Origin of the sequence: Paractinoplanes ferrugineus, assembly GCF_016862195.1 — a bacterium.
In the GTDB taxonomy this organism is placed as follows: domain Bacteria; phylum Actinomycetota; class Actinomycetes; order Mycobacteriales; family Micromonosporaceae; genus Actinoplanes; species Actinoplanes ferrugineus.
Window position 1 is genome coordinate 203,521 of record NZ_BOMM01000012.1, and the last position, 20,552, is coordinate 224,072.

Annotated in this window: 17 protein-coding genes; 8 read left to right on the top strand and 9 right to left on the bottom strand. The window is 69.0% G+C overall.

Translation table 11 applies throughout. From position 1 onward, the window contains the following. Positions 1-414 precede the first annotated feature (414 nt). Positions 415-819: a coenzyme B12-dependent isobutyryl CoA mutase small subunit gene (icmB, locus tag Afe05nite_RS08825; RefSeq protein WP_203816492.1), complete on the bottom strand. Its 405-nt coding sequence runs from the start codon at positions 817-819 to the stop codon at positions 415-417. 392 nt (positions 820-1,211) lie between these two features. Between icmB and Afe05nite_RS08830 the strand changes: the two genes are divergently transcribed. Together Afe05nite_RS08830 and Afe05nite_RS08835 are read left to right on the top strand one after the other, a co-directional pair. After that, complete coding sequence (locus Afe05nite_RS08830) at positions 1,212-1,949, top strand: M23 family metallopeptidase (RefSeq protein ID WP_203816493.1); 738 nt, start codon at positions 1,212-1,214, stop codon at positions 1,947-1,949. A gap of 90 nt (positions 1,950-2,039) precedes the next feature. After that, positions 2,040-2,903: a M23 family metallopeptidase gene (locus tag Afe05nite_RS08835; protein WP_239117661.1), complete on the top strand. Its 864-nt coding sequence runs from the start codon at positions 2,040-2,042 to the stop codon at positions 2,901-2,903. 1 nt (position 2,904) lies between these two features. On the opposite strand, the gene pcrA is transcribed toward Afe05nite_RS08835, so the two are convergent. Further along, positions 2,905-5,286, bottom strand: coding sequence for a DNA helicase PcrA (gene pcrA, locus Afe05nite_RS08840; RefSeq protein ID WP_438867828.1), 2,382 nt, complete (start codon positions 5,284-5,286; stop codon positions 2,905-2,907). A 198-nt stretch (positions 5,287-5,484) separates the two neighbouring features. Here pcrA and Afe05nite_RS08845 point away from each other — a divergent pair, with 198 nt between their 5' ends. The 3 genes from Afe05nite_RS08845 to Afe05nite_RS08855 all read left to right on the top strand — a co-directional run bounded on the left by Afe05nite_RS08845 (position 5,485) and on the right by Afe05nite_RS08855 (position 9,150). Next, on the top strand, positions 5,485-6,678 hold the full coding sequence (locus Afe05nite_RS08845) for a gluzincin family metallopeptidase (RefSeq protein WP_203816494.1): 1,194 nt from the start codon (positions 5,485-5,487) through the stop codon (positions 6,676-6,678). A 108-nt stretch (positions 6,679-6,786) separates the two neighbouring features. Then, positions 6,787-8,619 (top strand): bifunctional metallophosphatase/5'-nucleotidase, encoded by a 1,833-nt coding sequence (locus tag Afe05nite_RS08850; RefSeq protein WP_203816495.1) that lies wholly within the window; start codon positions 6,787-6,789, stop codon positions 8,617-8,619. 240 nt (positions 8,620-8,859) lie between these two features. After that, positions 8,860-9,150, top strand: a complete 291-nt coding sequence (locus Afe05nite_RS08855) for a chorismate mutase (protein ID WP_203816496.1) — start codon at positions 8,860-8,862, stop codon at positions 9,148-9,150. A gap of 515 nt (positions 9,151-9,665) precedes the next feature. Here Afe05nite_RS08855 and Afe05nite_RS08860 read toward each other — a convergent pair. From Afe05nite_RS08860 to Afe05nite_RS08890, 7 genes are all read right to left on the bottom strand, one after another. Then, a complete protein-coding gene (locus Afe05nite_RS08860; protein ID WP_203816497.1) occupies positions 9,666-10,673 on the bottom strand; it encodes an ABC transporter ATP-binding protein in 1,008 nt (335 codons plus the stop codon). Continuing rightward, positions 10,666-11,685 carry an ABC transporter ATP-binding protein gene (locus tag Afe05nite_RS08865; protein ID WP_203816498.1) on the bottom strand — a complete coding sequence of 340 codons (1,020 nt, stop codon included), beginning with the start codon at positions 11,683-11,685 and terminating at the stop codon, positions 10,666-10,668. The genes Afe05nite_RS08860 and Afe05nite_RS08865 overlap by 8 nt, the downstream gene beginning before the upstream one ends. Beyond that, positions 11,682-12,590 (bottom strand): ABC transporter permease, encoded by a 909-nt coding sequence (locus tag Afe05nite_RS08870; protein WP_203816499.1) that lies wholly within the window; start codon positions 12,588-12,590, stop codon positions 11,682-11,684. Before Afe05nite_RS08870 ends, Afe05nite_RS08865 begins: the two co-directional genes overlap by 4 nt. Then, positions 12,583-13,509 carry an ABC transporter permease gene (locus Afe05nite_RS08875; RefSeq protein ID WP_203816500.1) on the bottom strand — a complete coding sequence of 309 codons (927 nt, stop codon included), beginning with the start codon at positions 13,507-13,509 and terminating at the stop codon, positions 12,583-12,585. Before Afe05nite_RS08875 ends, Afe05nite_RS08870 begins: the two co-directional genes overlap by 8 nt. An 87-nt stretch (positions 13,510-13,596) precedes the next feature. Next, the gene (locus Afe05nite_RS08880; RefSeq protein WP_239117663.1) at positions 13,597-15,231 is read right to left on the bottom strand and encodes a peptide ABC transporter substrate-binding protein; all 1,635 of its coding nucleotides are present in this window, start codon (positions 15,229-15,231) and stop codon (positions 13,597-13,599) included. A 213-nt stretch (positions 15,232-15,444) separates the two neighbouring features. Continuing rightward, complete coding sequence (locus Afe05nite_RS08885) at positions 15,445-16,107, bottom strand: response regulator (protein WP_203816501.1); 663 nt, start codon at positions 16,105-16,107, stop codon at positions 15,445-15,447. A gap of 2 nt (positions 16,108-16,109) precedes the next feature. Beyond that, entirely contained in the window at positions 16,110-17,378 is a 1,269-nt protein-coding gene (locus Afe05nite_RS08890) for an ATP-binding protein (protein WP_203816630.1), read from the bottom strand. A gap of 153 nt (positions 17,379-17,531) precedes the next feature. Between Afe05nite_RS08890 and Afe05nite_RS08895 the strand changes: the two genes are divergently transcribed. From Afe05nite_RS08895 to Afe05nite_RS08905, 3 genes are all read left to right on the top strand, one after another. Next, on the top strand, positions 17,532-18,902 hold the full coding sequence (locus tag Afe05nite_RS08895; protein WP_203816502.1) for a PspC domain-containing protein: 1,371 nt from the start codon (positions 17,532-17,534) through the stop codon (positions 18,900-18,902). Beyond that, the gene (locus Afe05nite_RS08900; protein ID WP_203816503.1) at positions 18,899-19,237 is read left to right on the top strand and encodes a hypothetical protein; all 339 of its coding nucleotides are present in this window, start codon (positions 18,899-18,901) and stop codon (positions 19,235-19,237) included. The genes Afe05nite_RS08895 and Afe05nite_RS08900 overlap by 4 nt, the downstream gene beginning before the upstream one ends. A gap of 62 nt (positions 19,238-19,299) precedes the next feature. Beyond that, positions 19,300-20,544, top strand: a complete 1,245-nt coding sequence (locus Afe05nite_RS08905) for a phosphatidylserine decarboxylase (RefSeq protein WP_203816504.1) — start codon at positions 19,300-19,302, stop codon at positions 20,542-20,544. Positions 20,545-20,552: the final 8 nt, after the last annotated feature.

Genomic DNA, 20,552 nt, shown 5'->3' on the forward strand with positions numbered 1-20,552 from the left:
ACCTGTGTGCCGCGGCGGCCTGTTTGAAGGCGTCGCCGGCGTGAAGATTGTCCCGGGCCGAAGGCCCTTCACCCGCAGACTAGCGAGGTGAGGATGCGTCCCGTAGTCGCGGGTGCGCGGTGTGCAAGACCACACACCTCACCTCTCCGCCAGGTCACTCGAAAAACTCCGGCACCACCGCGTAACCGCCCCGGAAGGGCGTCGTTGAGTGTGGTGTCGGAGCGCTCAGGCACACCGATTGCGGAACGGCCGATGCCCTGTCGGTCGAGGGGTGGCGGCGGGGCATCGTGCATAGAGAGGCCGGACGTGTGAGGGGTGCGTCCGGCCTCTCCCCCGGCCCGGCTCCGTTCCGACTTTGCCGAAACACAACCGGCCGTAGCCATTTGGCTACGGCCGACGGGTTGTTCCTGCTCACTACGCCACGGGCGTAGTCACATTGGCGCGTACCCATTCGATGATGGATGCCGTGGTCGCGCCCGGGGTGAAAATTTTCGCCACCCCGGCGGTCTCCAATTCGGCAATGTCGTCGGCCGGAATGATGCCCCCGCCGAATACCACGATGTCGCTTGCGTCACGTTCCGCCAATAGCTCGATCACCCTGCGGAACAGCGTCATGTGCGCGCCGGACAGAACGGACAAACCGATCGCGTCGGCGTCCTCCTGAATTGCCGTTCCGACGATCTGCTCCGGCGTCTGGTGCAGGCCGGTGTAGACCACCTCCATACCCGCGTCACGCAGCGCGCGGGCCACCACCTTGGCACCACGGTCGTGCCCGTCCAGCCCGGGTTTGGCCACGACCACCCTGATGCGAGCCTGCATACCGACCCTCCGTGTGAAGCGGAACACCGTTGTCCTGAACGAACGGTAACGTGCCGGACGCGCTCCGGGTAGTCGGCTCCGGCCAATTGAGATCACTTTGGGTGACCGAAACTGTATTCAGAGTGACTTCGCTATCTGTTCCTGCACCAATCACGGAGAGTGCGCAACGAGATCGCCGGTGAAAGGTAACGAATTCGGACATTAGCTGCGCAATACGGACCAGGAACTGTCAGGGAATTGCCGCTTCGACTTGTGGCTCGGCTGCCGTTTAGTTACCGTGGCTCCCGGCTGGCGAGCGGATTACACCGAACCGACAGCCCGGAAGGCCACCGATAACCCAGCGTTTCGGGTCCGGGAACCACCGACGAATTGCCACTGACGGAGGGTTGTTCGTGCGCCAGCGCTTGTCGTCTGAGCCCGATCGGTATCGCGGTCGCCGCCGTGTACCCACCCCTCCCCGGAGCCGCTACGCGGTCGTCGTCACCTCCGCCTTCATCGGCGCCGGGGTCGTGGCGATCGGAGCCGCCTCCAACCTTCCCAACGCGAAGGACGTAAACCCCGAGGTTCTCCAGGGCCTCAAGAGCGCGCAGGTCGCCAACCAGGCCATCTCCGACCGCTCGACCGAGGAGAAGGCCTCCCGCAGCGAGGACCGCGGCGTCGCCAAGACCAACGTCAGCGCGGACGAAGCGACCGCCGACGTCTGGCTGCTGCCGCTCGACTCCTACACGTACAGCTCGCCGTTCGGCATCCGCTGGGGCCAGCTGCACGCCGGCATCGACCTGGCCGCCCCGGAGGGCCTGCCCTACAAGGCGGTCCACTCGGGCAAGGTGATCCAGGCCGGCTACTACGGCGGTTACGGCTACGCGGTCACGGTGCAGAACGACGACGGCACCCAGGTCATCTACGCCCACTCCCGCCGCGTGCTGGTCAAGGTGGGCGAGCAGGTCAAGGCCGGTCAGGTCATCGGACAGGTCGGCAACACCGGCAACTCGTACGGCACGCACCTGCACCTCGAGATCCACGTCGACGGCCAGCCGGTCGACCCCATCCCGTTCCTGCGGGAGCGCGGCGTCGACATCAAGCTGCAGGTCGAGTCGATCTACGCGGGCATGGCCGCCGCCGCTTCCTGATCCACCACTTCCGCCTTCCCGCTCAGGCACCTCCGAACCGGGCCGATCGGTCTCGTGTAGGGGTTTCTCGCCTGCCGGGAGGTCACGCGCGTGCCGAAGTCAGCCGTCGGACGCCACCGCAAGGACAACCAGCATGCCCTGCCGCCGACCGACACGGCCGGCTCTTTCCCCCTGCCCGACCTAGCCCGGCACCGGCGAGCCGGTGGCTTGCGGCAGCCGGGCGACCCACGGCGTAGGCGGACTGCCGCGCTGGCCGCCGCCCTCGGGACGGCGCTGATCACCGGGATCGTGGGCGGCACGGCCGCGGCGGCCGACGCCCGGCACCACCGCCTCCAGCCGGCTCCGCCGGACCCGGCACCCGTGGCCGTCCAGAACGATCCGGCCGACGTCGACGCGGTGCCCCCCGAAGTGCTCCGCGAACTGGGCGCCGGGGCCTTCGCGGGGCGCGGCCAGGGACCCGTCGCCCGCGGTTCGGTGCTCGCCGGGGGGATCGGTGCTGAGGGCGTACGCCGCAAATCGCGACCGCCGGCCCCCGTCCCCGCCGCCGCCGGCACCGCCTGGGTGAGCCCCAACCCGACCGCGCGGGTGACCTCGTGCTTCGGGCCACGCTGGGGACGGATCCACGAGGGTGTCGACATGGCCGCCCCGGACGGCACACCGATCGTCGCGGCCGGGACCGGGGTGGTCGTGCGCGCCGGCGTCGAACAGGGCTACGGCAACGCGGTGCTGATCGACCACGGCGACGGCTGGCTCACCCATTACGGGCACATGTCGGTGCTCGTCGTGGTGCCCGGCCAGCGCGTCGTCGCCGGTCAGCAGATCGGCAACGAGGGCTCGACCGGCCACTCCACCGGGCCGCACCTGCATTTCGAGGTGCACCAGGGCTTCTACCAGAACCCGGTGGAGCCGACCCGGTGGATGCGTGCGCACGGGGTGGACATCCCCGGCTGCTGACCTAGATCTTCTCGATCGGGGCGTGCCGCAGGATCAGCCACATCACCTGGTCGCCGAAGTCGATCTGGGCCCGGGCGCCCGGACCCTGGCCCTCGACGGCGACGACCCGGCCCAGGCCGTACCTCTGATGGTTGACCCGTTCGCCGACCGCGACCTTCGGCGCCTGCGGCAGCTCGCTCGCCGTGGCGAGCTTGCTGGCGTCGATGCCGAGCCGGCTCGCCAGCTGCTGTGCCTTGGGCGTACCCCCGGCGAAGCCACCGCCGCGGCCGCGATCGCCGCCGGCCCGGCCCCCCACCCCGCCGCCGGTGCCCGACCAGGACGTGTAGTTGCCGGCGGTGCGCTCCCAGCGGATCAGCTCGGGCGGCAACTCGTCGGTGAAGCGGGACGGCGGGTTGTACTGCGGCTGACCCCACGCGCCGCGCGTCACCGCCCGGGAGAGGTAGAGGCGCTGCCGGGCGCGGGTGATCCCGACGTACGCCAGCCTTCGCTCCTCCTCGAGCTCGGAGTTGTCCCCGAGCGCACGCATGTGCGGGAAGACGCCGTCCTCCAGCCCGGTCAGGAACACCACCGGGAACTCCAGGCCCTTGGCCGTGTGCAGGGTCATCAGCGTGACCACGCCCTGGTTGTCGGGGTCGTCGTCGGGCAGTTGATCGGCGTCGGCGACCAGTGCCACCTGCTCGAGGAAACCGGCGAGGGTGGCCGACTCGTCCTGCCCCTCCACGCGTTCGGTGTATTCGCGGGCGACGCTGACCAGCTCCTGAAGGTTCTCCACCCGGCCCTGGTCCTGCGGGTCGATGCTCTCCTCAAGCTCGCTGAGCAGGCCCGACCGCTGCAGAACGGCCTCGAGGACCTCCTCCGGCGGACTCGTCAGGGACATCACCCGCAGCTCGTCGAGGAGCCGCACGAAGTCGTTTATCGAGTTGACCGCGCGGGTCGCGATGCCCGGCGCGTCCTTGGCGTGCCGCAGCGCCTGGCCGAACGAGATGCGCTCGCGCGAGGCCAACGCCTCGACGCACGCCTCGGCCCGGTCGCCGATGCCGCGCTTGGGGGTGTTCAGCACCCGCCGGATGCTCACCGTGTCGTCGTCGTTGACCACCGCGCGCAGGTAGCCCAGCGCGTCACGGACCTCCTTGCGCTCGTAGAAGCGCACCCCGCCGACCACCTTGTAGGGCAGGCCGACCCGGATGAACACCTCCTCGAACACCCGGGACTGCGCATTCGTGCGGTAGAAGACGGCGACGTCACCGGGGCGCACGTCCTCCCGGTCGTGCAGCCGGTCGATCTCGCGGGCCACCCAGTCGGCCTCGGCGTGCTCGGTGTCGGCCACGTAACCGACGATCTGCTCGCCGGCGCCCTGGTCACTCCACAACCGCTTGGGCTTGCGCGACGTGTTGCGGTCGATCACCGCGTTGGCCGCCGACAGGATCGTCTGGGTCGACCGGTAGTTCTGCTCGAGCAGAATCGTGCGCGCGTCGGGATAGTCCCGCTCGAACTCCAGGATGTTGCGGATCGTCGCGCCCCGGAATGCGTAGATCGACTGGTCGGCGTCACCCACCACGCACAGCTCACCCGGCTCGACCTCGCCGCCCGGCTCCCCCACCAGCTCCTTGACCAGCGTGTATTGCGCGTGGTTGGTGTCCTGGTATTCGTCGACCATCACGTGCCGGAACCGTCGCCGATAAGCCTCGGCCACATGTGGGTGCGACTGGAAGAGGTGCACCGTGGTCATGATGATGTCGTCGAAGTCGAGGGCGTGCGCCTCTTTCAAACGACGCTGATACAACTCGTACGCCTCGCCGAGCGCCCGCTCGTTGGGCCCCTTGGCGCCGGCCTTGAACTCCTCGGGCTCGACCAGCTCGTTCTTCAGGTTGGACACCTGCGCCGCCAGACCGCGCGCGGTGTAACGCTTCGGGTCGAGGTCGAGCTCGCGGATCACCAACTGCATGAGTCGCCGCGAGTCGTCCGCGTCGTAGATCGAGAACGTCGACTTGAGCCCGGCATGGTCGTGCTCCGCCCGCAGGATGCGCACGCAGGCCGAGTGGAAGGTCGACACCCACATGAGCCGTGCCCGGGGGCCGACGAGCTGGGCGACCCGCTCCTTCATCTCCCCGGCGGCCTTGTTGGTGAACGTGATCGCGATGATCTCGCCCGGGTGCACGTCGCGCTCGGCCAGCAGGTAGGCGATGCGATGCGTCAGCACCCTGGTCTTGCCCGAGCCGGCCCCGGCCACGATCAGCAGCGGCGACCCGGAATGGGTGACCGCGTCGCGCTGCGGCCCGTTGAGCCCGACGAGCAGCGCCTCGGGGTCGAGACGGCGAGCGGGGGCCCGCTTCGGCGCCTCGTGCTCGCGCACCGGGGGCATGGCCGCCCGCACCGGGGGCATGGCAAAGAGGCCTTCGGAAGTCGGAGGCACCGGCGGGGTTTTGGGTGAAGGTCGCATCGCGCTGGCAAGTCTAGGCCCACCCACCGACAAGAATGCCGAGCCACCGACGCGCGTATGCCAATCCTCTCGTCGCGGGGGTGCGACCGAAACGAGCGTCTGTTTCACTCACTGCACAGGCGGTCGGCCGAGGAGGCGCGGGTGCGGGATGTCACTACGACGCACGACCGGGTCCGGCACATCGGCGGTTTCGTCCTGGCCGTGGTCGTGGCCATCACCGTCGCCTCACTAGTCACCGATCCGGACGACCCCGCGCAAGTGATCCCGGCCGGCGCCGCCGTCGCCGGTCCGCCGGACCCGATCGAGCAACTCCTGACCGCCCAGGCCACCGCGCTTACCCGGGGGGATCAGACCGGCTGGCTGAAACCGGTCGCCCCGTCTCTGCGGAAGCGCTACCTCGATCTGTTCCGCTCGCTGCGAGCTCTGCACGTGACCACGGTGGACTATCGGATCACCACCCGGCGGCAGCCGACCGTGCAGGTCGAGCTGTCGTACTGCTTCGTCGGGGCGCGCTGCCCGAAGGACGGACCGAAGATCGCCCAGAAATTGACGATCAAGTCCAATGTGATCGTGGTGGAGGCGGCGGCCGACCGCCCCACCGATCTCCAGCCGACCCCGTGGGAGTCCGGCGATCTCGTCTTCGCCCAGGGCAAGCGGGTCACGGTCGGCGCCCCGCCGGCACTGAGGTCACGGCTCAAGGAGATCACCAAGATCGCCGACAGCGCGGCCGTCGTCGACGATCGGTTCGCCGCCTACGCCGGCAACCGCCAGCCGCGATACCGCCTGTTCCTCGCCACCGAGAAGCTCTGGCGCAGCTGGTACGGCGGCAAGGCGACCAACTGGGCGGTCGGCTACATGCAGCCGCTGGGTGCGGCGGGCGCCGACGTGGTGATCAATCCCGGCCGGCTGACGACGACCGCCGCCCTCCGCGAGGTGATCCAACACGAACTCGGCCACGTCGCCACGATCGCCGGGGTAACTTCGCGGCACGAAGACATGTGGCTGGTCGAAGGGGTCGCCGAATACATCGGTTCGCAGCCGCGGCGGGCCTACGACACCTACAACCGGGAGGCGCTGACCAAGCCGAAGGCGCTCGCCGCCCGCCCGCTTCGCGACGGTGCCGACGACGACGAGGTGGCCGCCTTCTACGCGCAGGGTCACTTCGCGGTGGACTGCCTGGTCACGGCTTTCGGCGAGCCACGTGCGATGGAGTTCGTACGCCAGCGGCTGCGCCTGTCGCTGTCGCTGGACGACGCCTCGCGCAGCGCGTTCGGTACCGATTTCCGGCATGTCACCACAACGTGTGTCGATTGGATGTCCCACCAGGTCGGGTAGCCGACCAGCAACAGAGTTGTCACCTGAACGTTGTGGCGCTCACCAGCTTCTATACGCGAAGCTGACGGACATTGATCGACCGTTAACCCTGATCGGGAGCCTGCATACATGAACCGGTTGCTGCGCCACCTGGCCGCACCCGCCCTCGCCCTGGCCGTCGTGGCCGCCCTGCCGATCGCCCGGAAGGCGGAAACGGCAGGCCCACCGGCCGAGTTCCAACCGGTGAGCGTTTCCTACGGCACGCCGCTCGGCGCCAAGGTCGTCAAGGGCCAGTTCCTGAGCTACAACGACTTCCACGGCGCGATCGACCCGCCCAGTGGCAGCGGTGCGGTGGTCAACGCGTCCGGCACCAGCACCCCGGCCGGTGGCGTCGAATATCTCGCGACGTACCTCAAGAAGCTGCGCGCCGAGGCGAAGGCCGACGGCCGCTCCACCCTGACCGTCGGCGCCGGGGACCTCGTCGGCGCGACCCCGCTGGTCAGCGCCGCGTTCCACGACGAACCCACGATCGAGCTGATGAACCAGGTCGGCCTGCAGGTCAGCTCGGTGGGCAACCACGAGTTCGACGAGGGTGTGGCCGAGTTGATCCGCCTCCAGCGCGGCGGCTGCCACCCGACCGACGGCTGCCAGGACGGCGACCCGTTCCGCGGCGCCAAGTTCACCTACCTGGCGGCCAACACGATCGACAACAAGACCGGGCTGCCGATCCTCCCGCCGATCGACATCAAGTTCGTCAACGGTGAGCCGGTCGGCTTCATCGGCATGACGCTCGAGGGCACGGCCGGCATCGTCAACCCGGCGGGCATCAAGAACGTCCACTTCACCGGCGAGGTCGCAACCGCCAACAAGTGGAGCAACCTGCTCAAGCTGTTCGGCGTCAAGGCGCAGGTGCTGCTGCTGCACCAGGGCGGCGCGCAGGGCACGGCGACCCCGACCCCCGGCGTCTCCGACTGCCTCAACTTCACCGGGCCGGTCGTCGACATCGTCAAGGGCCTCAACCCGGAGATCGGCCTGGTCGTCTCCGGCCACACCCACCGGTTCTACACCTGCTCACTGCCCAACAAGAGCGGCACGAGCGTCGTCACCAGCGCCGGCACCAACGGCCAGCTGATCACCGACATCGACTACTCGATCGACCGGCGCAGCGGCCGGTTCGCCGAGATCACCGCGCGCAACGTGATCGTGGAGAACGGCGTCTCCGACGGTGCCGGCGGTTGGAAGAAGGACGCGGCCGGCGTCTACCTGAAGAACCCGGACACGGTCGACAAGGACGCCAAGAAGATCGCTGACAAATACCGTACGGCGGTCGCACCGATCGCCAACAAGGTCGTCGGCAAGATCACGGCGGACATCACCCGCACCCCCACCCCGGCCGGCGAGACCCCGCTCGGGGACGTGATCGCCGACGCCCAGCTGGCGTACACCAAGTCGGCCGGCGCCCAGATCGCCCTGATGAACCCGGGCGGCATCCGGGCCGACTTCGACGCCGAGGCAGCGGCCGGTGGCGAAGCGGTCGGCGAGATCACGTACGGCGAGGCGTTCACCGTCCAGCCGTTCAACAACCTGGTCGTCACCCAGACGTTCACCGGCGCCCAGCTCAAGGACGTGCTCGAGCAGCAGTTCGCCGGCTACAAGGGCCAGACCACCGGGAAGACGCTGCAGGTCTCCGCCGGTCTGACCTACACGTGGAGCGCCTCGGCCCCGCTGGGCTCGAAGATCAGCGAGCTGAAACTGAACGGTACGGCCATCGACCCGGCCACCAACTACCTCGTCACGACGAACGACTTCCTGGCCAACGGCGGCGACGGGTTCTCCGTCCTGAACACCGGCACAGGTCGCGTCACGGCACCGGGCTTCGACATCGATGCCCTGGTCGCCTACCTGGGTGCCGGCGCCCCGGTCGCCCCGGGTGACACGAAGCGGATCAGCACCATCGCCTGAGCAAACGGACAAAAACCCCGTCCCACGGATCGGACTGTTTCCTTGCGGTCCGGTTCGGGACGGGGGCATACTCGCATCGTGATTCAGCGGGCACGATTTTTTTACTACGGCACCGGAAGTCCGGCAGCCGTAGGCCTCGTCTGAACGACAGACCTACTTCAAGCCCCGGGCTTCCCAGCCCGGGGCTTGATGCTTGTCCGGGCCGGGTCGACCGGGACGCGAGCACCCGAGGAGCAGAGGATGACCGCCGACGTGGTGGACCAGACGACCGGTGCGGGCGAGCCCTTGGCCGCCGACGAGATCCGTGCCATGCGTGAACGCATCGACGAGATCGACCAGACCATCATCGACCTGTGGCTCGAACGAGCCCGCATCTCCCAGTCCGTCGGCCGCACCCGCATCGCCAGCGGCGGCACCCGCCTCGTCCTGTCCCGCGAACGCGAGATCGTGGAACGCTTCCGCGAAGCCCTGGGCCCCGACGGCACCCAGATCGCCCTGATGATCCTCCGCGCCGGCCGCGGCCCCTTGTAACCCCCGGCCCCTCGCCGCCACCCCCACCCGCCACCGGTCGCACTGCCAGCGGCTCGCACTGCCAGCGGCTCGCACTGCCAGCGGCTCGCCCTGCCAGCGGCTCGCCCTGCCAGCGGCTCGCCCTGCCGCCGGTCCACCCACCCACTGCCGGCCCGCACGCCGGCGACCACGCCCAAGCCGCGGCAGTCGACTTGCCCTATTTGTCGCGGACAGCGGTCGCTCATCCGCGGCGGGGGCCCCTTTTCCACGGAAGATGGGCCCTCCCCCGCCCGGGAGGCACCTCTTTCCAAGAAGTTGCGTTGATCTTGACGGCGAGGGCAGCGTCAGATGTCGGCAGCGACAGTCACGCGGATGATCGGCGCCCAAGAGACAGACTCAGCCCCGCTCGACGCTCCGCCTGCCCCATTTGTCGCGGATGCGGAGGGACCGTACCCCGACAACGGAGACCCCACTTTCACGGAAGATGCGTCGACAAAGCGGGCACAGTCGGACGGTTATGCGTACCTATCTGGGTCTTAGTAGCGGTGCAAAACGTCTCGAACCTCGGCGTAGTGGCAGGCGCTTGGGTGGGGGGCGCGCTGGCGGATCTGGAGCAGCGGCTCGTGGTCGGCGCAGTAGGGCTGCGCCTTCCAGCAACGGGTGCGGAAGCGGCAGCCGGAGGGTGGGTTCGCGGGGGACGGCACGTCACCCTCCAGGATGATGTGGTCGCGGTGGCCGCGCAGGCGGGGGTCCGGGACGGGTACGGCGGAGAGCAAGGCTTGGGTGTACGGGTGGGTGGGCTGCTCGTAAATGGCCTTGTGGTAGCCGGTTTCTACGACTTTGCCCAGGTACATGACGGCCACCCGGTCGGAGATGTGCCGGACCACAGACAGGTCGTGGGCGATGAAGATGTAGGAAAGTCCCAGGTCGCGCTGAAGATTCGCGAGCAGGTTGATCACCTGGGCCTGGATGGAGACGTCCAGGGCCGACACCGGCTCGTCGCAGACGATGATTTCCGGGCGTAGCGCCAGGGCGCGGGCGATGCCGATGCGCTGGCGTTGGCCGCCGGAGAACTGGTGGGGGTAGCGGTTGAGGTGGTCGGGGTTGAGGCCGACCAGGTCGAGCAGTTCGCGGACGGCGCGGTTGCGGCCGGCTCGGGGGACCGCGTCGGGGTGGATCACGTACGGCTCGCCGATGATGTCGCCGACCGTCATGCGCGGGTTGAGCGAGGTGTACGGATCCTGCAGCACCATCTGGATGTTGCGCCGGGCGCGACGCAGCGCCGGCCCGGACAGCCCGATCATGTTCTCGCCGCGCACCATGATCTCGCCGGCTGTCGGTCTCTCGAGTCCGACCAGGAGCTTCGCGAGGGTCGACTTGCCGCAGCCGGATTCGCCGACGATGCCGAGCGTCTCGCCGCGGCGCAGTTGGAGATCGACGCCGTCGACCGCGCGCACCGCGCCGATCTTCGACTTGATGACGATGCCCTGCGTGATCGGGAAGTGTTTTACCAGGCCGCGAGCGTCCAGTACGAGGTCAGACACCGAGCACCTCCCGGATGAAGTGGCAGCGCGAGATGCGGTGCGCAGCGATCTGGTAGGCCGGCGGCTGGTCCGTCCGGCAGATGTCGCGGGCGTAACCGCAGCGCGGGTGGAACGCGCACCCCGGCGGGAGGTCGGTGAGTGACGGCGGCAGTCCGCGGATCACGTTGAGCTGCCGGCCCTTGTGGTCGAGGCGCGGAATGGATTCGAGGAGCGCTTTTGTGTACGGGTGGGCCGGGTGCGCGTAGATGTCGTAGACCGGCGCTTCCTCCACGATCCGGCCGGCGTACATGACCGAGATGCGATCGGCGACGTCCGCCACCACGCCCATGTCGTGCGTGATCAGGATCAGGCCCATGTTGCGCTGGCGCTGCAACTCGGCGAGCAGGCCCATGATCTGCGCCTGGACGGTGACGTCGAGGGCCGTGGTCGGCTCGTCGGCGATCAGCACCTCGGGGTCGAGCGCGAGGGCCATGGCGATCATGACGCGCTGCCGCATGCCCCCGGAGAACTGGTGCGGGTAGTCGTTGATCCGTTCCTGCGCGGCCGGGATGCGCACCTGGTCGAGCAGTTCCACCGAACGACGCTTGGCGTCCGCGCGGGACATGCCGCGGTGCTTGCGGAACATTTCGGCCAGCTGGAAGCCGACCGTGTAGACCGGATTGAGGGCGCTCAGCGCGTCCTGGAAGATCATCGCGATGCGGTTGGCCCGGAACTCGCGACGCGACTTCTCGGGGAGCTGGAGCAGGTCGGCACCGCGAAACAGGACCCGGCCGCCGGTGACGTGCGCGGGCGGCGAGTCCAGAATGCCCATGACCGCCTGGGCGGTGACCGACTTGCCGCAACCTGATTCGCCGAGGATCGCGAGGGTCTCCCCCGGGTTCAGCCAGAAGCTGGCGCCGTTCACGGCGTTGGCCACGCCGTCCCGGGTGCGGAACTCGACGTGCAGGTCGTCGACGTGCAGCAGGGGTGCGCGGGGGTCGAGGTCGACGCTGATGTCTGTCACTCCGGTCACCGCAGCTTCGGGTCGAAGGCGTCTCGGACGGCGTCGCCGAGCATGATGAAGGCCAGCACCGTGGCGGCCAGGAACAGTGCCGGCCAGATCAGCGGACCGGCCGCCACCCGTACGTAACCGGTGGCCTCGGAAATCGCGATGCCCCAGCTGATCGCGTTGCCCTTGAGTCCGATCCCGAGGAACGACAGGGTGGCCTCGCTGGCGATGTTGATGCCGAGCAGGATCGTCAGCACCACGATGTACGACGCCATCGAGTTGGGCAGGATGTGCCGGAACAGCAGGCGGTTGTTGCCGGCCCCGAGCATCCGGGCGGCCGCCACGTAGTCCTGGTTCTTGGCCGCGACCACCGACGAGCGCAGCACTCGGGCCGCGGTCGTCCAGCCGAGCAGGCCGAGCGTGACGGTGACCGCGAGGACGCCGTTGCTCTGCGGGTCCGCCGAGAGCCGTTTGGCCAGCACGATCGCGCCGAGCAGCAGCGGAATGCCGAGCATGACGTCGATGAAGCGGGACAGGATCGCGTCGAGCCAGCCGCCGAAGAAACCGGCCGCCAGCCCGAACACCGCCCCGATCAGGCCGGCGATCAGCGTGGCGAAGACCCCGACCACGATCGAGTAGCGAGCACCGTAGACGGTCTTGGCGTAGACGTCGCAGCCCTGGAAGTCGTAGCCGAAGATCGCGGCGCCGCTCGGGCCGCGGTGCTGGCGGGCCAGTACGCAGTCGCGCGGGTCGGCCGAGGTGAACAGCGACGGCCAGGCCGCCATCAGCAGGATCACCGCGATCAGCACCGCCGCGAGCCAGAAGATCTTGCTGCGCCGCAGGTCGTGCCAGGCGTCCCCGGCCAGGCTGCGGGGTTTCCCCGGGGCTTGTTCGGTCGGCCCCGGTTTCGGCATCACGGACTCACTCATAGCGGATCCTGGGGTCGAGAACGGCGTAGAGCAGGTCGACGATCAGGTTGACGACCAGAAAGACGATCACCAGCACGCTCACGAACCCGACCACGAGCGGCCCGTCCTCGGTGCGGATGCCGCGGAACAGGTTGAAGCCGACGCCCGGGATGTTGAAGACCTTCTCGGTCACGATCGCCCCGGACATCAGCGCACCCAGGTCCACGCCGATCAAGGTGATCACCGGGATGAGCGAGTTGCGCAATACGTGCACACCGATCACGCGCGCCCGGGTGAGGCCTTTGGCTTTTGCCGTACGCACGTAGTCAGCTCGCAGGTTCTCCGCAACCGAGGCCCGGGTCACCCGCAGTTCGGTGGCCACCACCAGGCTGGCCAGTACGGTCGCCGGCAACAGCAGTTGCCACAGTCCCGCGTCCTGGCCGGCGGTGACCGGGAACCAGCCGAGCTTGATGCCGAACACCAGCTGGGCCAGCGGGGCGAGCACGACGATCGGCATGGCCAGCACGACAAGCGTGATGGCCAGGGTGGCGTTGTCGAAGATGCTGCCGCGCCGGATGCCGGAGACGACGCCGGCCAGGATCGCGATGGTGGCCGCGATGACGATCGCCAGCAGCGACAGCCGCAGGGTGACGGGCCACGCGTCGGCCAGCATGTCGGCGATCTTCCGGTTCGTCAGAGACGTCCCAAAATCACCGGTGAGCAGGCCTTTCATGTAGTACCAGTACTGCGCGAAGAAGTTGTCGTCGAGGTGGAACCGCTCGGTCAGAGCGGTGCGCTGGCTCGGCGTGATGGGCCGTTCGCCGACGAGCGCCTGGATGGGGTCGTCCTGCGCGGCGAACATCAGGGCGTACACGACGAACGTGGCCCCGAAGAAGGTGAGGACCATCTGCAGCAGACGCCGCACGATGTAGCGGAACATGGGTGGGCCTTAGGTGCTTCGTGCCGAAGAAAGGTGGCGCCACGGTCTTCGGTCGACCGTGACGCCACCACCGTTCGAGCGGCTGAACTAGTTGGCCACTTCGATCTTGTAGATGTCGACCTTCTGGAACAGGTCCATGCTCACGTTGGTGACCTTCGCCGAGAAGCCGTAGACGTTCTGCCCGAAGCGGAGCGGCAGCACCGGCATCTCGTCGGCCAGGATGTCCTCGGCCTGCTGCCACTTCTTGATGGCCGCCTGCGGAGTGGCCGCCTCGCTGCCCTCCCGCACCAGGCTGTCGAACGCCGTGTTGGTGTAGCCGTAGAAGTTCGACGAGCCGTCGGTCGTGTAGAGCGGACCGAGGTAGTTCTCCATCAGCGGGTAGTCCATCGTCCACGCCAGCCGGATCATGCCGACCGACTTGTGGTCGCGCACCTTCTTGAGCAGGTCGGCCAGCTTGGGCTCGGGCGAACCGGTGCAGTTCACGCCGAGCGACGCCTTGATCTGGTTGCACATCGCGTCGACCCAGGCCTTGTGGCCGCCGTCCGAGTTGTACGAGATCTTGATGTCTGTGGGCCCGTTCGCCGCCGTGTAGATCTGCTTGGCAAGCGTCGGGTTGTACTCGCAGTTCTGGCCGCAGCTGTTCTTGCGGTAACCGGCGACGACCGGGGAGACGAAGGAGGTCGCGGGAGTCTCCGAGCCCAGGAAGATCTGGTCGGTCATCTCCTCCCGGTTGATCGCCATGGAGAGCGCCCGGCGCACGTCCTTGTTCGCGTATTCCTTCTCGTAGATCGGGAAACCGACGAACGAGAACGCCGAGCTGGGGCTCTTCTGCAGGCGCTGACCAAGGTCACCCGAGGCGGACGCCAGACTCTCGATCGGGATCTTCGTCTCGACGTCGAGGTTGCCCGCGACCAGGTCGGCGTACTGCGCGCCGAGATCCTGGTAGATCTTCCAGGTGATGCCGTCGACCTTGGGAACCGTGCCCTTGAAGTCGGCGACCTTCTCCACCACGATCTTCGAATCGTGCTGCCACGTGCCCTTGAGCTTGAAGGGGCCGTTGCCGATCGGGGCATCGCCGAAGTTGTCGGCGAGCACGCCTTCGGACTTGAACGCGGCCTTGGGCAACGGGTAGAACGCGTCGTAGCCCATCACCGACTCCCAGCCGGCGAACCCGGTCGACAGGGTCACCGTGAAGGTCAGGTTGTTGAGCTTGCGCAACCCGGTGAGCGTGGTGGCCTTCGGCTCCGGAGCCTTCTCCGGGCCGGTGCCGTCGGGGTCCACGGACTGCATCTGCGCGTAGCCGTCGATCCGGCTGAAGAAGTACGACGCGACCTGGGCGTTCGGCCCGAAGGCGCCATAGTTCCAGGCGTTGATGTAGTTGTCCACGGTGACCGGCTCGCCGTTGCTGAACGTGAAGCCGGAACGGAGCCGGATCGTCCAGACCTTGTTGGCCTTGTCGTGCGTGATCGCTTCAGCCGCGACCGTGTAGGGGTTGCTCTGCTCGTCGAAGCGGACGAGCGGATAGAACAGCGACGCCAGTACGGATGAGCCGTTGGCCTCCGTCGAATTGGACGGGATCAAGCTTTCCGGCTCGACGATACCGATGCTGATGGTGTTCGGCAGGGTCTCGTCGTCGTCCGAGGAGCCGCCGGAGCAGCCGGCCGCCAACAAGGCGATGGCGGCCACGCCGGCCGCCATCTTCCATGGGCCATTCCCACGCATGTGGAGGATGCCTCCTTCGTCGGCTCACGGGGGTCTGTGAGCCCGAGCAACTGTGACACAGCGATACGTAAGGTCGGTGTCCTGTTACCAAGCCGATACTAGCGACGGCCAGGATACGGGTTACCCCACGACAGCGTCCACAGCGCTAGGACCTGCAAATATGCCCCTCGGTGTGCGATCTACGACGCACCGCAGCGACGAAGGCGACGAAAGTCAGACAAGCCGCCGGTCGGCTGCCCATCGTGACAATTCGTAACGGTTGCTCATTTGGAGCTTGCGCAGGACGTTGGACACGTGGGTTTCCACCGTCTTGATCGAGATGAACAGCTCCTTGGCGATCTCCTTGTACGCGTAACCCCGCGCGAGCAGCCGCAACACTTCCCGCTCGCGGTTGGTGAGCTGGTCGAGCTCGGGATCGGCGACCGGCACGTCGGGCCGGGAGGCGAACGCGTCGAGCACGAAGCCGGCCAGCCGCGGGCTGAACACCGCGTCGCCGTCGGCCACCCGCTTGATCGCGGCGGCCAGTTCGTCGGGCGAGATGGTCTTGGTCACGTAGCCGCGGGCACCCGCCCGGATCAGCCCGATCACGTCTTCCGCGGCGTCGGAGACACTGAGCGCCAGGAAACGGACCTGCGGGTGCGAGCGGCGCATCGCGTCGAGCACCGCCCGGCCACCGCCGTCGGGCATGTGCACGTCGAGCAGCACCACGTCGGGTTGACTCGCGGCGATCTTGCTCACCGCCTCGGCCACCGTGCTGGCCTCGCCCACCACGTCGACGTGCACGCCCAACTCGGCGCGCACCCCGGCGCGGAACATCGCGTGGTCGTCGACCAGGAAGACCCGCAGACGGCCGGTCTCGGCCTCGGTCTCGGTCATAGTCATGACTCCTTCCCGGTCGGAATGCTCTCTCGGGTGCTGTGCTCCCGGGACATGGGCAGTTTGAGGCGGACCTCGGTGCCCTCGCCGGGGGTGCTGCGGATCTCGGCACGCCCGCCGTGCCGCTTCATGCGCCCGATGATCGACCCTCGGACTCCGTGGCGCGACTCCGCCACGCTGTCGATGTCGAACCCGGCCCCGCGGTCGCGGACGAACACGCTCAACTCGTCGGCCTCGACCTCGGCGTAGAGCGAGATCGTCTGCACGCCGGCGTGCCGGGCCGCGTTTACCAGCGCCTCCCGGCCCGCGGCGACAAGCGCGCCGACCCGCTCGTCGCACTCGGTGTCGCCGACCACGACCGTCTCCACGCTTATCGCATAGGTGTCCTCGACCTCGGCGGCGGCCTGCTCGAGGGCGGCGGCGAAGCGCTCGGTCGGTGACGCGGTCGGCTTGTAGAGCCAGTTGCGCAGGCTGCGCTCCTGGCCGCGGGCCAGCCGCTGGACCTCTTTGATGTCGGCCGAGTTGCGCTGGATCAGGGCCAGCGTGTGCAGCACCTGGTCGTGGATCATGGCCGCCAGCTCGGCGCGCTCCTGCTCACGGATGCGGCCCTCGCGCTCGGTGCGCAGCTGGTTGAACATGCGGTAGATCAGCGGCGCGGCGACCACGCCCACGCCGAGCAACCCGACCAGCGCGAAGATCACGCCGTTGAACACCGAGGAGAGCGAGCCGGCCGGGGCGTAGACCGCGACCACCCCGATGATCCCGGTAGCCACCAGGACCCCGCCGCCGATGAAGCGGAGCAGGAAGAATCGACGGTCGCTCTCCGCCACCACGGCGGCCAGCCAGGGCGTCTGCGGCATGGCGCCGGCGAGATTGCCACGCCGGGACGGGTCGGACTGATGCCAGATGATACCGGCGCCGACCGCGACCACCGCGATCAGCCAGCCGACCGTGCCGGCCACGCTGTTCTTGAAGACCAGTGCCTGGAGCAGCACGACGCCGAGGCCGATCGCCGCGAACGGCAGCAACATGGCGAGGTCACGACGCGGCGGCGCGTCGGTGGTGGGAATCTGTTGCGGCAGGACCGCCCAGAAGGCCGCGTAGAGCAACAGGCCGAGACCGCTGAACCCGAGGAGCACGACGAGTGCGATGCGAACCGCCAGCAGCGGGACACCCAGATGCTCGGCCAGACCGGCCGCGACCCCGGCGATGATCCGGTGGTCGCGAGGCCGGTACAGCCGGCGAGTGGGTGGGTTGACGGCGGCGCTGATGGCCCCTCCTCGGTTGGGTCCTTCGATCGTCACACGTTCGGCGGCCGCCAGCCACGGGGAAAGACCCCCGGACTCGGGCCGGTCGGATCTCAGGGTGGCCTCAGGGTCGGAGCCGGAAGCGACTAGGGCGCCCTCGACGACAGGATCGATGGCATGACCGACCAAGCTCCCACCAACGAACCACCCACCGCGCCGTCGGCGGAGCCGTCGGTGCCGGGTCCGTCATTCTCCCGTGAGCATCTCGTCCGCCCCCGGCAGGGCCGTTATGTCGCCGGGGTGTGCGCGGCGCTGGCCCGGGCCACCAACACCGACCCGGTGCTGTGGCGGGTGCTGGTCGCGGTGCTGGGCATCCTGAGTGGTGTCGGAGTGCTGCTCTACCTCATCGGCTGGCTCGTCATCCCGGCCGACGGCGACACCGCCTCGCCGATCGAGTCGCTGCTCGGCAAGGGCCGCAGCGGCATGGCCCCGCTCGCGGTGGTGCTGCTCGGCACGGCCGCGGTCATCTCGTTCGGCTTCATCGTGAACGACGGCATGCGGGCCAGCCTGCTCGCCGCCGCGGTCATCCTCGGCGCGTTCCTGCTGATCAAACGCAACGCGAGCACCACCGCCCCGTTTCCGGGTCCGCCGCCGGCCGGCGAGCCACCGGTTCCGCCGCCCGGGGCGCAAACCGCTGAGCAGCCCGTTGCGGCGTACGCTCCAGCCGGTTTCCCGGCGTCGGCGGCCGCGAGCGCACCGGCCTCGGAACAGGTGACCGATCCGGCACTTCCGCCCCGCGCGCCGTACTCGGCTCCTTTCACTCCGCCGGCACCGCCGAGCGGATACCGCCCGCCGTTCGCCCCGCACGGCCCGTGGGCCGGGTCGGCACCGCAACCGGCGTACCCCCCGCAGCCCCCGCGCCCGCCGAAACCGCCGAAGCCGCCCAGGGAGCGCTCCAAGCTCGGCCGCCTGACGTTCTTCGCGGTGATCGTGGTGATCGGGACGATGGCCGCGATCGACACGGCCGGCGCCGGCATCGCGATCTCCGCCTACTTCGCCGCCGCCCTGGTCACGATCGCGCTCGGGCTGCTGGTCGGCGCCTGGTTCGGTCGCGCCCGCGGCCTGATCGCGCTGGCCGTCCTCACCTCGATCGGCCTGTTCGTCTCGAACGGTGTCGAGCGCTGGGGCGGCGACGTCGGCAAGAGCGTCTACCGCCCGGCGACCCTCGCCGCCGTCGCCGACCGCTACGACTTCACCGCCGGCAGCGCGACACTCGACCTGCGTGCCGTCGACTTCACCGGCCAGACCCAGACGGTGACGATGACCATGAAAGTGGGCCAGATGCGGGTCCTGCTCCCGGCGAACGTCGACACCACCGCCGACGTCAAGATCGACGGGGGCCGGGCGGTGCTGTTCGGCAAGGAGTTCACCGGCGACCGCAGCGACACCACCCGGTCGAGCACCGACCTGGGCCGGGACGGCAACGGTGGCGGCACCCTCAAGCTCGACCTGCAGATGGACACGGGCAACGTGGAGGTGCTCCGATGAAGCCGCATCGCACCGATGGGGTCTCGCTCAGCTTCGGCCTGATCTTCCTGCTGATCGCGCTCTGGTGGGCGCTGTCCCGGATGATGACGATCCACCTGCCGGCCCTCGGCTGGCTGGTGGCCGGCGGACTGATCATGTTCGGTGTGCTCGGCCTGCTCGGCGCGCTGCGCTCCAGCCGCACCCCCGCGCCGGTGCAGGCGGCCGCCACGGTCGAGCAGCCGGCCCCGGCGCCGGAGGTCCTCGGCGACCTGCCGCCCGAGATGCACGCCGAGATCGTGCAGGAACTGCTCGACGACCCGGCCGACCGCTTCCGCAAACAACACCCCGCCGGCTGAGCCGGAGCACATCCGCCGCCCGTGAGCAGTCCGCTCGCGGGCGGCGCAATATGCTCGGGCGCATGACCCCGTACCCCGCCGTGTCCAAGGCACCCATCGTCGGCATCGGCAGCACGGCCGCCCGTGCGCTCACCGCGGAGTTCGCCCGCCACAACGCGGCCACGTCCGCGCTGGTCGTGGGCGCCGACCACGCCTCGCCCGTGGTGTCCGCCGCCATCGAGGCGCTGCTCCCCGGCGACAGTCTCACCCTGGTGGCCGGCGAGCGCAGCACCGCCGAGCTGCTCCGTGAGCACATCACCGTGCTGGGCGGCTGGATCGCCGATCGGGTGAAGGTGGTGGACGCGCTCGACGAGGCTCAGCCCGCCGACGTGGTGATCGTCGCCGAGCCGGTCACCGGCACCGCCCAGGACGTCCGGGCGCAGCTCGACCGCCTCGGCAAATACCTGGCCGACGGCGCCGTGGTCACGCTCGCCACCCCGGCCGTGCCCGGCCGCACCGGCGGGGCCGCCGCCGAACTCTTCCGGCAGGGCGCGCTCTTCGGGGTCGGCTCCGACCTGGTGGTGCGCAATTCGCCGCCGTTGCGGGTGCACAAGCTCCGGTTCACCCAGGCCGACACCAGGGTGGCCGCCACCCTCGCCCCGGCCTACCGCCCGTCCAGCGTGCCGGTCACCCGCGGCATGCACATCGACTCCAACGGCGTGGCCGCCGCCGGCATCGCCCTCGGACTCGCCGCGCTGGCCCGCACCGCCCGGCCCAAGTCGAAGCTGTGGCTGCTTCCGGCCCTGGCCGCGGGCCCGGTCGCGGCCTTCTTCCGGGACCCCGAGCGCGACGTGCCGACCGATCCGGCAGCGGTGGTGGCCTCGGCCGACGGCCGGGTGCTGTCGGTCGAGCGGATGACCGACGAGCGGTTCGGGCCGGGTGAGTTCCTGCGCATCGCGGTGTTCCTGTCGGTGCTGGATGTGCACGTCAACCGGGCGCCGGTGGCCGGCCGGGTGACCGACTACTTCGTCGAGGACGGCGGCTACGCCAACGCCATGACCGCGGCGGCGGAGCACAACGTGGCGGCTTACACGGTGCTCGACACCGACCACGGCACGGTGGTGGTGGCTCAGCGCACCGGGCTGATCGCCCGCCGGATCGTGCAGCGCGCGCCGATCGGCACCCTGGTGGCCCGGGGCGAGCGGATGGGCCTGATCCGATTCGGCTCCCGCACCGACGTCTACCTGCCCGCCGACCGGGCCGACGCGCTGGTCGCGGTCAACGAGAAGGTGATCGGCGGTTCTTCGGTGATCGCCCGCTGGCGCTGAGCTCCGCC

Coding starts and splice junctions, on each gene's coding strand:
- Afe05nite_RS08885 (WP_203816501.1), bottom strand. CDS start 16,107: ATGACCGAGACCGAGGCCGAGACCGGCCGTCTGCGGGTCTTCCTGGTC.
- Afe05nite_RS08895 (WP_203816502.1), top strand. CDS start 17,532: ATGACCGACCAAGCTCCCACCAACGAACCACCCACCGCGCCGTCGGCG.
- Afe05nite_RS08905 (WP_203816504.1), top strand. CDS start 19,300: ATGACCCCGTACCCCGCCGTGTCCAAGGCACCCATCGTCGGCATCGGC.
- icmB (WP_203816492.1), bottom strand. CDS start 819: ATGCAGGCTCGCATCAGGGTGGTCGTGGCCAAACCCGGGCTGGACGGG.
- Afe05nite_RS08900 (WP_203816503.1), top strand. CDS start 18,899: ATGAAGCCGCATCGCACCGATGGGGTCTCGCTCAGCTTCGGCCTGATC.
- pcrA (WP_438867828.1), bottom strand. CDS start 5,286: ATGCCCCCGGTGCGGGCGGCCATGCCCCCGGTGCGCGAGCACGAGGCG.
- Afe05nite_RS08850 (WP_203816495.1), top strand. CDS start 6,787: ATGAACCGGTTGCTGCGCCACCTGGCCGCACCCGCCCTCGCCCTGGCC.
- Afe05nite_RS08875 (WP_203816500.1), bottom strand. CDS start 13,509: ATGTTCCGCTACATCGTGCGGCGTCTGCTGCAGATGGTCCTCACCTTC.
- Afe05nite_RS08880 (WP_239117663.1), bottom strand. CDS start 15,231: ATGCGTGGGAATGGCCCATGGAAGATGGCGGCCGGCGTGGCCGCCATC.
- Afe05nite_RS08855 (WP_203816496.1), top strand. CDS start 8,860: ATGACCGCCGACGTGGTGGACCAGACGACCGGTGCGGGCGAGCCCTTG.
- Afe05nite_RS08870 (WP_203816499.1), bottom strand. CDS start 12,590: ATGAGTGAGTCCGTGATGCCGAAACCGGGGCCGACCGAACAAGCCCCG.